At 60.0% G+C, this 12,749-nt stretch carries 13 protein-coding genes and 1 pseudogene; 9 read left to right on the top strand and 5 right to left on the bottom strand.

Translation table 11 applies throughout. The features are described from left to right. Positions 1-6: 6 nt before the first annotated feature. Positions 7-1,401 (top strand): glycosyltransferase, encoded by a 1,395-nt coding sequence (locus MOV14_RS02805; protein ID WP_318537717.1) that lies wholly within the window; start codon positions 7-9, stop codon positions 1,399-1,401. A 479-nt stretch (positions 1,402-1,880) separates the two neighbouring features. Here the strand turns inward: MOV14_RS02805 and sppA are convergent, their stop codons facing one another. Then, entirely contained in the window at positions 1,881-2,807 is a 927-nt protein-coding gene (gene sppA, locus MOV14_RS02800; protein WP_318537716.1) for a signal peptide peptidase SppA, read from the bottom strand. A gap of 40 nt (positions 2,808-2,847) precedes the next feature. On the opposite strand from sppA, the gene MOV14_RS02795 reads away from it, so the two are divergent. Both MOV14_RS02795 and MOV14_RS02790 read left to right on the top strand, forming a co-directional pair. After that, complete coding sequence (locus MOV14_RS02795) at positions 2,848-4,254, top strand: dihydrolipoyl dehydrogenase (RefSeq protein ID WP_318537715.1); 1,407 nt, start codon at positions 2,848-2,850, stop codon at positions 4,252-4,254. 79 nt (positions 4,255-4,333) lie between these two features. After that, entirely contained in the window at positions 4,334-5,521 is a 1,188-nt protein-coding gene (locus tag MOV14_RS02790; RefSeq protein ID WP_318537714.1) for an MFS transporter, read from the top strand. A gap of 65 nt (positions 5,522-5,586) precedes the next feature. Here the strand turns inward: MOV14_RS02790 and MOV14_RS02785 are convergent. Beyond that, positions 5,587-5,841, bottom strand: a pseudogene (locus MOV14_RS02785) (DUF981 family protein); the annotation flags it as partial. A 189-nt stretch (positions 5,842-6,030) separates the two neighbouring features. Between MOV14_RS02785 and MOV14_RS02780 the strand changes: the two are divergent. Beyond that, positions 6,031-6,327: a Sec-independent protein translocase subunit TatA/TatB gene (locus MOV14_RS02780; protein WP_318537712.1), complete on the top strand. Its 297-nt coding sequence runs from the start codon at positions 6,031-6,033 to the stop codon at positions 6,325-6,327. On the opposite strand, the gene MOV14_RS02775 is transcribed toward MOV14_RS02780, so the two are convergent. Beyond that, positions 6,324-7,061, bottom strand: a complete 738-nt coding sequence (locus MOV14_RS02775; RefSeq protein ID WP_318537711.1) for a HesA/MoeB/ThiF family protein — start codon at positions 7,059-7,061, stop codon at positions 6,324-6,326. The genes MOV14_RS02780 and MOV14_RS02775 overlap by 4 nt on opposite strands. A 58-nt stretch (positions 7,062-7,119) precedes the next feature. Between MOV14_RS02775 and mobB the strand changes: the two genes are divergently transcribed. The 3 genes from mobB to MOV14_RS02760 all read left to right on the top strand — a co-directional run bounded on the left by mobB (position 7,120) and on the right by MOV14_RS02760 (position 8,709). Then, positions 7,120-7,863 (top strand): molybdopterin-guanine dinucleotide biosynthesis protein B, encoded by a 744-nt coding sequence (mobB, locus tag MOV14_RS02770; RefSeq protein ID WP_318537710.1) that lies wholly within the window; start codon positions 7,120-7,122, stop codon positions 7,861-7,863. 119 nt (positions 7,864-7,982) lie between these two features. Continuing rightward, complete coding sequence (locus MOV14_RS02765) at positions 7,983-8,378, top strand: HEPN domain-containing protein (protein ID WP_442786691.1); 396 nt, start codon at positions 7,983-7,985, stop codon at positions 8,376-8,378. Then, positions 8,365-8,709 carry a nucleotidyltransferase domain-containing protein gene (locus tag MOV14_RS02760; protein WP_318537708.1) on the top strand — a complete coding sequence of 115 codons (345 nt, stop codon included), beginning with the start codon at positions 8,365-8,367 and terminating at the stop codon, positions 8,707-8,709. The genes MOV14_RS02765 and MOV14_RS02760 overlap by 14 nt, the downstream gene beginning before the upstream one ends. A gap of 109 nt (positions 8,710-8,818) precedes the next feature. Here the strand turns inward: MOV14_RS02760 and MOV14_RS02755 are convergent, their stop codons facing one another. Beyond that, complete coding sequence (locus tag MOV14_RS02755) at positions 8,819-9,181, bottom strand: nucleotidyltransferase domain-containing protein (protein WP_318537707.1); 363 nt, start codon at positions 9,179-9,181, stop codon at positions 8,819-8,821. A gap of 148 nt (positions 9,182-9,329) precedes the next feature. On the opposite strand from MOV14_RS02755, the gene MOV14_RS02750 reads away from it, so the two are divergent. Together MOV14_RS02750 and sfsA are read left to right on the top strand one after the other, a co-directional pair. Next, positions 9,330-10,283, top strand: coding sequence for a hypothetical protein (locus MOV14_RS02750; protein WP_318537706.1), 954 nt, complete (start codon positions 9,330-9,332; stop codon positions 10,281-10,283). Next, a complete protein-coding gene (gene sfsA, locus MOV14_RS02745) occupies positions 10,283-10,975 on the top strand; it encodes a DNA/RNA nuclease SfsA (protein WP_318537705.1) in 693 nt (230 codons plus the stop codon). Before MOV14_RS02750 ends, sfsA begins: the two co-directional genes overlap by 1 nt. Here sfsA and MOV14_RS02740 read toward each other — a convergent pair. Continuing rightward, the gene (locus MOV14_RS02740) at positions 10,972-12,744 is read right to left on the bottom strand and encodes an aldehyde ferredoxin oxidoreductase family protein (protein WP_318537704.1); all 1,773 of its coding nucleotides are present in this window, start codon (positions 12,742-12,744) and stop codon (positions 10,972-10,974) included. The two genes, sfsA and MOV14_RS02740, sit on opposite strands and share 4 nt — an antisense overlap. Positions 12,745-12,749 lie beyond the last annotated feature (5 nt).

Below are 12,749 nucleotides of genomic sequence, written 5' to 3'. Positions count from 1 at the left end.
CGTTTTATGAATCCCGCGTACACCCTCTTCTTGATTTTCATCCTCCCCCTCTACCTGGTCCTAATCTACTACCTTGTAATAGCCGTCAAGGCGTACAGATCCCCCCGAAGGCCAGCCGCGTCGGGGAGTGAAGGTTGCCGTGGGCGCTCGCTGGAGGTTGTCATTCCCATAAAGAACGAGCCGATCAGCGTCGTCGAAAAAGCTCTCAGGAGAAACATGAGGGCTTTCGCCTCGGCCAGTTGCGTCAGCAGGGTCGTGGTTCTCTCAGACGACGACGCTGAGTACGTAGACCGTCTAAAAAGGGAGATCGGCGGCAACGGCCTCGTGGAGGTGGTGAGGAGGGAGAACCCGAAAGGGGGCAGGACGGGGGCTCTCGACAGCTTCTTCTCAGCGTCCCGGTCGAGCTACGTTCTGATTCTCGACGCCGACGCGGTCGTGGACCACTCGACGCTGGAGGCCCTCTGCAGAGAGATCGGCGGAGAGGACGCCTACGTCATCCCGTGGAGGGGCTACGCGTACGAGAAGACCAGGGTGGCGGAGGCGATGGCATTCTTCACAAACCTCGGCACAGCGCTGCTTTACAAGCTTAGGTGGAGGGCAGGCTTCTTCATCTTCCCCCTCGGCTCGGGGACAGCATACCGCCGATCCACCGTTCTCGAAGTGGGCGGGTGGGGGGACAGTGTAATCCAGGACGATATATTCATGGGTGTCAAGCTGGCCACTACGGGTCACCGCACGGCTCTGCTGGAGAACGGTGAGGTGAAGGTCCTCGTGCCCTCCCGCCTTCACGCCCTCCGCAAGCAACAGTCAAGGTGGGCATACGGCACGAGCGAGGTTCTAGCTGGTAGCATCAGGAGGCTTGCCGCGGCGAAGCTGCCGTGGAGCACGAAGCTAGAGATGGTGGCATACATGATGCACCCACTGCACACGCTGCCGACGTTCACCGCCTTCCTGCTCGCGCCTGCGATCACCCTTGCACAGCCGGTAGGCGTCTCCCTGAGGGCCCAGCTCCTGCTCGTAGCGTCCCTGGTGGCCCCTCTAGTCCTTCTCAGCACGATATACGGGTACCTCATGTACCGGCTGGTCCCCGAGATCTACGAGGGCGGTTTCAAGCAGTACATGGTGAACTTGGGGAGGTTCGCCGCAATCCTCACCGTGCTCTCCCCTCACTTGTCCGTAAGCGCCGTTAAAGGACTCCTGAGGACCGGCTACAGATGGGAGGTCACGCCGAAGGGAGAAAAAGAGAAGCAACTGCCAAGGGAAAAAACCCCCTACCTCATCGTCGTCTGGGCGCTCATTGGAACCATCCTGTCGCTCATTGCAAGAAACTTTTACACCTTCGCCATCTCAGCATCCTACCTAATCGCTGCCGCCTACAGCTTGCTAAGGCTGGAGCTTTGAGAGCAAGGTAACTCGCCTCTCACCACTTGATCACTTCTCGATTTCGCCCCGACCAGCCAGCCGCAAGGCAGGTTTACCGTCTTGAGGCTCAGAAGCTCTGAGTGCCTAGCTACTCCAGCGCCGTGAACGTGCAGAACACTGAACGGCTAAACTGCATAGCCTTAATAGGCGTCGACTCCCTGAGTTTCACGCAGGGTGTTGCAAATCTTTTGCCAATGTGTTACCGCTCCGTTGCTCTGAAAGCCCCCTCAGGCTGGCAGAGTGTTAAAGGCCTTCAAACGGCTCGGGGTGCTCCTGCTTCTTCTGCCCACACCAAACCACCGATTTTCATCATCCTTCTTCAGCTGGGGTGGCCTCACAGGGGCCAGCGTCGCCTGGCTTCGGGCCTCTCTCTCGGGGCGTTCGAGAAGAAGCGTAATGGTAGCTGAGTGGAACCGGTGAAAGCAAAGGCGAGCTTTTATCACTGTAGCTATGCATGTCTACGGTAGGACGATGTACTGTGGCGGAGGCCACATCGCTAAGTAGACTATGCTCGGCACACTGAGTGGGAGCCTCGAGCTCGACCCCCCGAACAGCAGGGTGAGCAACCCCGGCTTGGGGGGCGTTAGCTCCACTACTGGTGCGTCAGGCGGTAGGCCGGCGAGCTCCTTCGTCTTGTTTAAAGCCTCTTCGAGCGTGGTAACGCCGTCGATGAGCCCGGCTTTTAAAGCCTGCTGGGGGCTGTAAGGCCTGCCGGTGAACACCTCGTTGCTCACGTTCCCCCTGTTCTCGAGCACTATGCTCTTGAAGAGCTCGAAGTACTCGTCTATTATCTCCTGCATCACCCTCAGCTCCTCGGGGCTCATGCTCCTGTAGGGCGAGCCGATGTCCTTCAGCTCACCCGACTTAATCGTGTATACTTTAACCCCGAGCTTGTCCAGGAGGCCTTCAGCGGTCAGAACCGAGGTGTACACGCCGACTGAGCCCACGAGGGCCGAGGGGCTGGCGTATATCCTGGTGGAGGGGCAGGCGGCCATGTACGCCCCGCTGGCCATGGTTCCCCTAGCGTAGGAAACGACGACCTTCTTTCTTGCAAGCTCCTTCACGGCTGTGTAGAGGTCGTACGATGCCGAAACCGTGCCCCCTGGGCTGTCGAAGACCAGGATTACAGCCCTGACCGTGGGGTCGCTCTCGGCCTGCCTGATCAGGCTTATGTAGTCCTCAACCCCCGTCGTAGCCCCTAGGATCGAGGAGGCGGAGTAGTCGAGTGTCCCCGTTATAACGATCTTCGCTACGTGGGGGGTGAGGGTGAGCTGCGGCGCTGTGGAGTAGTACAGTGAAAGCGCTACCCCCGCAACCACGACGGCGATTATCAGGAGCAGCGGGAGCCTTCTCTTGAGCTTACCTGGAACCGTTTGCTGAGACATGCTTTTAAAGCCGCGCTGGAGCTATTTCTTCGTTTCGGGTATGGTGAAGCACTACGACGTGATAGTATTCGGAACAGGATCCGCGATGAACATTGTCTCAGAGCTGATAAACAGGGGCGCGAACCTGCGCTTCGCGGTCATCGAGAACAACATGGTCGGGGGGATCTGCCTGACGAGGGGGTGCATCCCCTCAAAGCTCCTGCTGGAGGTAGCGAGGAACATCAGGAGGATAAGAGAGGCCGAGAAGTTCGGGATAAAGGTCAGCCTCCAGCACGCCGACTTCACCTACACCATGGAGAGGGTGTGGAGGAGGATATACCGGGAAAGCAAGGAGATAGAGCACTCGCTGAAACGCCACCCGCTCATCGACCTTTACCAGACAGACGGGGTTTTCGTGGGGGACTACACCGTCGACGTCGGCGGGCGGGAGATCGAGGGGGAGAAGATCCTCCTTTCCACAGGCTCTAAGCCAGCCATCCCGAAGGTCCCGGGCATAGATTCGGTAGACTTCTACACGAACGACAACTTCTTCCGCGACCTGAGAGAGCTACCCAAGAGAACGGTCGTGGTGGGCACGGGGTACGTCGGCCTGGAGCTGGGCTTCTTCCTGGCGATGATGGGTAGCCAGGTAACGGTTCTCGGCAGGAGGCCCCGCATCCTCCCCGGCGAAGAGCCCGAGGTGTCGGAGCTCCTCCAAAGGGACCTCTCAAGGTACATGGACATAAGGACAAGCCACGAGGTGGTTGAGTTCAGGAAAAACGGTGAGAGGAAGATAGTCGTGGCAGAGAACAAGGTCACGGGGGACAACGTCGAGTTCGAGGCAGACGCTATCCTCATAGCGTCCGGGCGGGCCTCCTACAGCGACGTCACTCGGCCTGAGAAAACCGGGGTTAAGACAGACGAGAAGGGCTGGATCGTCGTCGACGAGTACCTGAGGACCACGAAGGAGGACATATGGGCGTTCGGCGACGCTACCGGGAAGCTTATGTACAAGCACAAGGCTAACTACGAGAGCGTCATCGTCTATTACAACGCGTTCCTCGGCGAGGAGGTCAAAGCAGACTACCACGCGGTCCCCCACGCGGTGTTCACCGAGCCTGAGGTCGCGAGCGTCGGGATGAGGGAGGAGGAGGCTAGGGAGAAGTACGACATCCTCGTGGGCTACGCCACTTACGACGAGACGGCTAAGGGGGAGGCGATGATGGTGAGCGACTACTTCGTGAAGGTCATCCTCGACAAGGACACCCGCAGGATCCTCGGGGCCCACATCGTCGGCCCGGAGGCTTCGATACTGATCCAGGAGATCGTCAACCTGATGTATACCGATGATCAGACAGCTGAGCCGATCTACAGGGGTATGCACATACACCCCGCCCTCTCCGAGGTCGTCGAACGAGCCTTCTTCCACCTACACGAGCCAGAGGAGTGGCACAGGCACGAGCACTGAAGCCCTTTACGGAAACTTCTCCCGGGAGAGAAGAGCAGATAGGTTAAAAAATCTTTAAACCCTTGCCACGTGAAGGTCGATGAAGGGGAGTAAGCTCTACCTCATGCTCGCCGTGCTCTACTCCCTTTACTTCCTCGTGTACATCCACAGGACGGTAACCGGGGTTCTGAAGCCTGAGCTAACGCAGATAGCTGAGTCGAACAGCTTCGACGTCGCCCTGCTCTCCTCGGCGCTCGCCTCCGCATACTTCTACGCCTACTCCGCCATGCAGTTGCCTGCAGGGGTTTTAGCCGACGCCCTTGGGGTCAGGAGGTACGTCGCGATAAGCGCTGGCGTGATGACAGCGGGCGCTCTTCTCTTCGCCACGGCGAACCCCTACCCCATGCTCGCCGGCCGGCTCCTCATCGGAGCGGGCGCGGCGGCTGTCTACGTGTCGATCCAGAGGATCATCGGGGTGTACGCCCCCAGAGATAAGGGAGGCCTGCTCACGGGCCTCGCCCTAGCCGTCGGGAATCTAGGAGCACTGTTCGCGACTCTCCCGGCCAGGATGCTCCTCGACTCGCTCGGCTTCCCGGCCTTCTTCGCAGCGCTCACCGTGGCGTCCGGCGCTCTCTCGCTCGTACCGCTCCGCACGATCGGGGATGAAGGCCTCAGCAGCAGGGGTTTTCTCGAAGGCCTGAAGCAGACTATCTCCCAGCTCAAGGTGGTCGCGGCGTCATACCACTCCATAGCCGTGGCGCTCGCGTACACCGGAACGTACTCTGCAGTCCTGGCCTTCCAGTCCTACTGGGCCTACGAGTACATGCAGAGGGGCTTCGGGCTGTCAAAGGGGGAGGCGGCTCAGGCACTGCTCCTCTTAGCCTTAGCGTTCCTCGCAACGGTGCCGATCGTAGGGTACGTGAGCGACTCCGTCCTCAAGAAGAGGAAGCCAATCCTCGTAGCAAGCTGCTTCCTCCACAGCGCGGCGTGGCTCGCGGCTGTGCTACTACCAGCGACGGGCTCCGTCCCCCTCCTACAATTATACATGCTAATGCTGGGCGGCATCGCCGCCACGCACATAGTCATCTCGCCGATGGCGAGGGAAGCGTACCCCTCAGAGTTCTCCGGGACAACATTCGCCTTCGTCAACATGGTGGGCTTCCTAACCGTCGCCGTCTACCAGAGTCTAGGCGCCATCTTAAACGACCCCCAGCCTGTGCTCATTGTATTCAGCGTAGCCTCGCTAATATCCGGAATACTTTCGATCAGAGCGAAAGAAACTCTCTAAAGAAAAAAAGTTATTTTAGCGTGGGGATTTACGGGGTTTGCACGGCGCCGTACAAGTGTGCCCACTTAGCCCATGCTTATGTGTCCAAACGTTGCACTGGCGCCGATGTATAGTGCAAGAAAGCCTGCGATCGCTGGTAGCGCGACGGCCAGCCAAGCCGAGACTTTGTTCTTCCGATAGAAGAGCAGTGGGGAGAGGGGGAGTGGCAGGCCTGTAAGGATGTACATAAGACCCGCTGCTTCGGACTCCTTCGTCATCCCATACGCGATGATAGCCGCGGTTAAGGGGTACAGGTGCATGAGGGCAAACGTAACGCGGAATGCCGCTTTTCTGCTGGATAGTCCTGACGTTAAGTGGAAAGTTGACTCCCAGGTTTTCCGCTGGAACTCGTCATGTACTACTAGTCACAAGGCTACGATGTCTGCATGTACGATGCTCTGAAGTTCGGGGTGCTACCGCTTCGAGCAGCAAACCGATAGCTATATACGCCTCGAAAACAAACTTCCTTTATGCTAGTTCCGGCCTCACAGCATATTGGCGCCTACTCTATAGGTCTTGGTCCGACAGAGATATTCCTTCTTGTGATTCTCGCCATCATACTGTTCGCCCCAAGGAAGCTCCCCGAGCTGGCTAAAGCCCTCAGGGAGTCGGCCGACATAATAAGGAGGGAGGCCGGCGAGGGCGAGGAAGCGGGCCCCGAGACCCCGGCGAAGCCCGGAGGGGACGACAGGGAGAAGGCTCTGAGGGAGATCGCGGAGAAGCTGCAGGCCGAGGAGAAGAAGAAAAAGAAGAGACGCCTCTTCTAGCCCAGGCTACCGCACACGGGGCAGTCACTCCTCCTCTGAACCTTCAAGACGTCGAAGGACATCCGCGCCCCATCCACCAGGACGAGCTTTCCCACAGAAGCCTCGCCGTACCCGGTTAGCAGCTTGAGCACCTCTTGGGCCTCGAGCGAGCCGAGGACCCCTGCCGTGGGGCCCGCCACGGGGAAAGGCCTCTCCTCTACGGGCTCTGTTGGGAAGATGCAGCGCAGGCAGGGCCCCTCGCCCGGCTTCACCACCGTGAGCTGGCCGTAAAGCCCCCTCACCGCGGCGTGGACCAGCGGCTTCCCGAGCCTCACGCACGCCTCGTTCAGGAGGAACCGAGTCCTCCAGTTGTCGAGGCAGTCTACAACCACGTCCGCTTTCCTAGCGACCTCGAGCGCGTCCTCTAGGCTCTCTATCCTCCTTGGGAGCACCTCAAGCTGAACGCGGGGGTTCAGCTCCCTGAGCTTCTCTGCGGCGCTCTCGACCTTCAGGCGGCCCACGTCGCGGGTCCAGTGCAGGATCTGCCTGTTGAGATTGCTGAGCTCCACCCTCTCGGGGTCCACGAGTATGAGCCTGCCTACGCCCGCTGCGGCAAGGTACATTGCGACGGGCGAGCCTAGACCGCCGAGACCCACGACAGCCACCGTGGCCTGTTTGAGCCTCTCCTGAGCCTCAACACCCCACACCCTTATCTGCCTGTCATACCTCTCCAGCTCCTCCTCTGAGAGCGTCATACAACCGTATCCAAAGCTTTACAGCAATATTAAATTTCAGGGCGCCACGAAGCTATCGATGAAAGCCGTAGCGGTTGTGGGGTTCAAAGGCACGGGCAAAACGACTGTTGCAGAGCTCCTCGTCAGGGGGCTGAAGGCCAGGGGCTTCCGCGTAGCCGCGCTAAAGCACGCGCACAGCGGGGTAACCCTTTACGGCGACGACTCGAGCAGGCTTTTCAGGGCTGGGGCAGACGTCTCAGTTGCGCTCTCGGAGGGCGAGGCCGTGGAGTACAGGCGTGGGAAGCTCAGCCTCTGGCAGTACATCTCGTCGCTGAGGGGCTACGACTTCCTGGTAGTCGAGGGCTTCAAGTCTGCTTTCCCCGGCTCGAGGATCGTCGTCGCAAGTAGCGTCGATGAGGCCAGGCAGCTCACGAGCCCGCTGGTCATCGCGTACACGGGCAGAGTAGCCAAGCAGGCTGCGCAGGCTGATCTGCCGGCGCCCGTCATCGACGCGGAAACCGAGCCCGAGAGGCTCGTAGACCTCACAGTGGAGCGCTCCATCGAGCCGCTTCCAGCCCTGAACTGCGGCTTCTGCAAGTACGGCAGTTGCGTCGCGCTGGCGGAGGCCATCGCCCGGGGGGAGGCGACGCACAGGGAGTGCACCGTGCTGGCCAGCCGCGTGAAGCTCCTCGTAGACGGGAAGCCCGTCGAGCTCAACCCCTTCGTCCAGGACGTCTTCAGGAACGTGGTGCTGGGGCTCGTCACCACCCTCAAAGGAGTCGAGCAGAACCCCAAGAAGATTGGGCTGGAGATCACCCTGTAACCTGTTAGCATAACACCCCCACCCTCGTAGAGGCGAGGGGCTGGAAAACCGAGAACCCGCGAGTGAGAGCAAGTGTTAAGTTTTTGCACTCGCTAGTAACGCACGGAGATGGAACCGGTATGGTGTCCCGGAGTGCCGACTGGCTTAGGCAGGCTCTAAGGGACCTGGAGCACGCTCAGAGATCTCTGGAGGCGGGGGATTACGAGTGGGCCTGCTTCGCCGCCCAGCAGGCCGCGGAGAAGGCGGTTAAAGCTCTCTACCAGAGCCTAGGTATTGAGGTACGGGGGCTTTCTGTGTCGCGCCTCCTGGCGAGCCTCCCCCGGGAGGTAAGCTCCCCGGAGGAGCTGGTGGATAAGGCGAAGGAGCTGGACCGTCACTACATACCTGCACGTTACCCTAACTTCCACCCAGAGGGTGCACCGATGGATTACTACTCTAAATCTGATGCGGAGAGGGCTGTCAGGTATGCCCGAGAAATCGTTGAGTTCTGCCGGAGTAAGATTGCTCAGGCTTGACTATGGGAGCGTGCTCGAGGCCTTAAAGAGCTACGCAGGGCGGGCGGTCGCTAAGGGAGCCCTGCTTGTGGTACTGGTGGGGTCCCTAGCGAGGGGCGACTACACGGCTTACTCAGACTCCGACGTGTTGGTGGTGCTGGAATCGTCCGATAAGAAGCCGCACGAGAGGATACCAGACTTCCTTGATCCAACTCTCCCAGTGGACGTTGACCCCTTTGTCTACACTCTCGACGAGATCACGAGGCTCGCCTACGAGGGAAGCCGCATAGTCCAGGAAGCTGTGGAGAGGGGGTCTTGCTGGCAGGCAGCGAGGACGTCTTTGCGCGGATAAAGGACGCGTTCTATGCAAGGCGGAACATATGCGCCGACTCGTCGCAGCGTTCCTGAGTCGCTTCCACCCTTGACAAATCCCAGGCGATTCTCCGGAATACCCAGACCTTTCAGGTTATCTCGATAACTCTCCTCGCATCCCTGAAGTACCTCTCGGCCTCTTCCCTGCTCACTATGTGTAGTTCCACGGGCGCGTCCCACGGGAGCTGGTACAGGTCGATCGCCCTCTCAAGGATGTCGACGAGAAGCCTCTTTTTCGTCTCCGTATCTACCCTCTCCAACACTACGAGGATGTCAATGTCGCTGTATATGGTCGGGGTACCCCTGGCAACGCTCCCGATTACAAACACTTTAGCTCCCGGAGCCAGGTCCCCGACAGCCCTCGCCACCTTCTCGGCGTACTCCCTCCACCTCCTCAAGTGGTTAAAGTGGTACCTGACCCAGCTCAACTTCTCTGCATGCTCACTGCACACCGAGAGCACCCAACTCTATTCAGTGGATATCAGTGTTTAGGAAAATATGTGTGTCGGGTTGCTACCAGCGTCGCTTAGTAGCTGATTCCCAGTTGTGGCAGGGCAAAAGTCAAAAGTAGCTCCGTTAGGAAGTAATGGGGGTTCAAGAGTGGTTGCGACGACTCTTGTGGGCAGTTTCCCGCTGGAGTACTCTGAAGCCAACATCCGGAGGGCTCTGGAGGATCAGGTTGATCTTGGCGTGACGCTCCCCGTCCTACCCCAGCTAAGGGACTTCGTCTACATGTTCATCGAGCCTATGGTGAGGGAAGGTGTTGTGGTGCAGGAGGGCTTGGGGTTCCGCCTCAAGGGGGATGTCGCAGAGGTCGAGCCCGAGCCCCCCGAGGATCTTCTCATAGCCGCAGACATCGCGCGCGAGCTGGGGGTGAGGTTCCGCGTCCCAGTCACTGGGCCGTTCACCATCGCCTCCAAGGTCTCTCTGCCTAGGGGGAGGGTGGGGGACATATCTTCTTCTCTTCTCACAGACGAGGAGCTGCGTCGCATGGTCGCGGAGTACTTGAGCGAGGTCGCGCTCAGGCTTCACAGGGAGGTCAGGGGGGAGGTGTACTGCGTGGACGAGCCGGTGCTGTCGGTGGTTGTGGGCGCAAGGAGCCTGATGTACGGCTTGACCCCCGAGGAAGTCGCCTCCACCCTCGACAGCGTCCTAGGCAGGCTCGGGGGAGCGCACAGGGGTGTCCACGTCTGCGGCAAGCTACCCCCGCTCCTCAAAAGCATTCTTTTAAGGCTCAAGAACGCCGACTTCCTCGACCACGAGCACAGCGACTTCCCGGCTAACAGAACATACTACGCCCGGGAGGAGCTGGTCAGCCACTCCAAGAGGCTCGCCTACGGCGTTGTCTCGCCAATCAAGCCGGTCGTCGAGAAAGAGGAGGAGGTGCTCGCGCTGGCCCGGGATGCCGCGGAGAGGTACGGTGACGCCCTGCTTTTCCTGAAGCCCGACTGCGGCTTCGGCGGCCTAAAAGGCTTCCTCGGTGGCCGGGAGTACGAGGAGATCGTTTTGAAGAAGATAAAAGTCCTCGTGAGCGTTGCCAGCAAGGTGGAGTAATGGAGCTGTTAAGGCTAGGGAAACCCGAGGTTTGCACCATAATCCGCAGGCTCAACAGGTTCGTCGTAGAGGTCGAGGTCGGCGGGGAGGCCAGCCTGGCGCGTATAACCAACACGGGACGCCTTCTCGAGTACCTCGTACGGGGCAAAACCGGATACTGCCTCCCGAACAGGGGGAAGACTAGCCACCGCTTGATAGCCGTGGAGGACGTGGAGGGGGCGGCCTTGATCGACACAGACTTGCAGATGAGGAGCTTCGAGGAGGCTTTGGGGAAAGGTGCTCTCCGCTGGGCTCCCTGTATCATCGCTTCGAGGAACCCCCGCGTGGGGGCATCAAGGCTCGACTACCTTCTGAGGTGCGGGGAGGAGCTCAAGTACGTGGAGCTCAAGAGCGCAGTTTTAAGGGAGGACGGGTACGCGATGTACCCTGACTGCCCCACCGCGAGGGGGCGGAGGCACATCGCCGAGCTCATCAAGATAGCCGAGGCGGGTGGCAGGGCGATGATCGTCTTCGTCGCGGCCCTCCCCAGGGTGCAGGCCTTCAAGCCTTACGTCCAGGGGGACCCGGAGCTGGCCGTGCTCCTGAGAAAGGCCGCGGAGCGCGGCGTCGAGGTCAGGGCTTTCTCCGTTCACTACGACCCAGCCGAGTCCGCCGTGCTGCTGGATAGGGAGGAGCTGGAGGTAGCCCTCTAGGCTTCGCCCGAGGTCACCCTCCTTATGAGCGCGACGTACTCCCTCTTCGCCTCCTCCATGTACTCCCGGCTCAGGACGCCGTGCGGGGTTGGTGTCTCGAAGATCCTCTTGGGGAACTCCACCTCCTCGGGCTTGAAGCCTTCCCTGATCTTGAGCCTGTACTTCTCACCGTATATCCTCTTTCCGAGCTTGAGGAGGTCGTCTGCTGAGAGCTCGAAGCCTAAGGGTCTGAGAGCTTCTGCGGCGTTCTCGGGCTTGTAGATCTCGCGTGCGAAGAAGCACACGACGAGGCTTGACAACACCTGGCGCCACGACTCCTCCTCGTAGAGCCTCTCGACGACCTCGCGAGGGGTCGGGGTCTTACCGATCGTCTTCTGGTCCAGGGAGTAGCCTGCGCTGTCGAGGTGGCTGTGCCTGGCGCCGAAGGCGAACGTGAGGTGCGCGGCGGGGCCGGTGTGGTATCCGGGCATCTCGTTACCCGAGAAGCTCAAGGCGAACTCCCTCCCTCCGAAGCGCTCCGAGGCGTACTTCACGCCTCTGGCCATAGCCTTGTAGAGCTCGGTTGGCTGCTCAACGATCCTCTTAACGGCCTCGATGTACGCGTCGTACCTGCCCCAGTCGAGCTCGACGCCGTCGAGGTCCTCTTTGGTGATTATGCCCCTCTTGTAGGCCTCGGTGGCCCAGGCCAGCACGACTCCAGTGGTCATGGCGTCCAGCCCGTAGGCCTCGACTACGTCGATGAGCTTCAGCATGCCCTCGGGCTCCCGCGCCCCCAGCATTGAGCCGAGAGCGTAGATCGGCTCGTAGTCGTAGCCCACGAAGGTCGTCTTGTAGAAGTAGGGCTCCTCCTCGTAGGGCTCCCTTAGGACCGCGAGGTGGATGCAGGCGACGGGGCAGTGGGCGCAAGAGACCCTTCTACCGAGGTACCTCTCGGCGAGGTACTCGCCCGAAATCTTCTCGGCGGTCTCGAGGAACGCTTGCTGTAGGTTGAGCGATGGCAGTGCTCTCAGCTCGTTCAGCTGTAGAACGTTCACGGGCGTGCCGATCTCGTGGTACTTCTTCATGAGGGGGCTCTCGACGATCAGCTTGAACAGCTTGTCGTAGACCTCCCTGTACGCCTTCCTGTCAGCCACAGGGATAGAGGACTTGCCCGTGACGACCAGCGCTTTAAGCCTCTTGCTACCGAAGACGGCGCCGAGGCCGAGCCTGCCGAAGTGCCTGTAGGTTTCCGTGATTACGTTGGCGTAGCTGACCATCCTCTCCCCCGCCTTGCCGATCCTCATTATCGTTCTCAGCCCTGAACCCGGCTCGACCTCGCGTATGATCCTTCCGACGGTGTGGCTGCTCGTCATCCCCCAGAGGGCGCGTGCGTCCCTAAAGAGCACCCTGTCCCCCTGCACGGAGACCCAAACGGGCAGGTCGCTTGCACCCTTGATCACTATCGCACCGTATCCCGCTAAGCGTATAGCGACGGCGCTCCTCCCCCCGGCGTGGCTCTCGCCTAGGTTGCCGGTGTGTGGGCTCTTGAACAGCGCCACGGTTTTCGAGGCAGTTGGGTAGAGCCCGTTGAGCGGGCCGACGGCGAAGACGATTACATTCTCCGGCCCCAGTGGATCGGCGTTTCTGGGGAGCTCCTCCTCGAGGAGCTTCACCGCTACACCGACGCCGCCCAGGAACTCCTCGAAGAGCTCTGACCTGTCTTCAACCCAGTACTTCTTGTTCGTCAAGTCGATGTACAGGACCCTACCCAGTGAGCCCAGCGTAGCCATCACAC

The sequence above is a fragment of the Infirmifilum sp. NZ genome (genome assembly GCF_022693705.1).
GTDB lineage: Archaea > Thermoproteota > Thermoprotei > Thermofilales > Thermofilaceae > Thermofilum.
Note: the sequence above shows the minus strand (reverse complement) of the source record. Positions and strands in the feature narration are given on the sequence as shown.

Excerpts from the sequence above, each read along its gene's own strand:
- sppA (WP_318537716.1), bottom strand. The coding sequence starts at position 2,807 with ATGTCTCAGCAAACGGTTCCAGGTAAGCTCAAGAGAAGGCTCCCGCTG.
- MOV14_RS02775 (WP_318537711.1), bottom strand. The coding sequence starts at position 7,061 with ATGACGCTCTCAGAGGAGGAGCTGGAGAGGTATGACAGGCAGATAAGG.
- MOV14_RS02790 (WP_318537714.1), top strand. The coding sequence starts at position 4,334 with ATGAAGGGGAGTAAGCTCTACCTCATGCTCGCCGTGCTCTACTCCCTT.
- MOV14_RS02765 (WP_442786691.1), top strand. The coding sequence starts at position 7,983 with ATGGTGTCCCGGAGTGCCGACTGGCTTAGGCAGGCTCTAAGGGACCTG.
- MOV14_RS02805 (WP_318537717.1), top strand. The coding sequence starts at position 7 with ATGAATCCCGCGTACACCCTCTTCTTGATTTTCATCCTCCCCCTCTAC.
- mobB (WP_318537710.1), top strand. The coding sequence starts at position 7,120 with ATGAAAGCCGTAGCGGTTGTGGGGTTCAAAGGCACGGGCAAAACGACT.
- MOV14_RS02780 (WP_318537712.1), top strand. The coding sequence starts at position 6,031 with ATGCTAGTTCCGGCCTCACAGCATATTGGCGCCTACTCTATAGGTCTT.
- sfsA (WP_318537705.1), top strand. The coding sequence starts at position 10,283 with ATGGAGCTGTTAAGGCTAGGGAAACCCGAGGTTTGCACCATAATCCGC.
- MOV14_RS02795 (WP_318537715.1), top strand. The coding sequence starts at position 2,848 with ATGGTGAAGCACTACGACGTGATAGTATTCGGAACAGGATCCGCGATG.
- MOV14_RS02740 (WP_318537704.1), bottom strand. The coding sequence starts at position 12,744 with ATGGCTACGCTGGGCTCACTGGGTAGGGTCCTGTACATCGACTTGACG.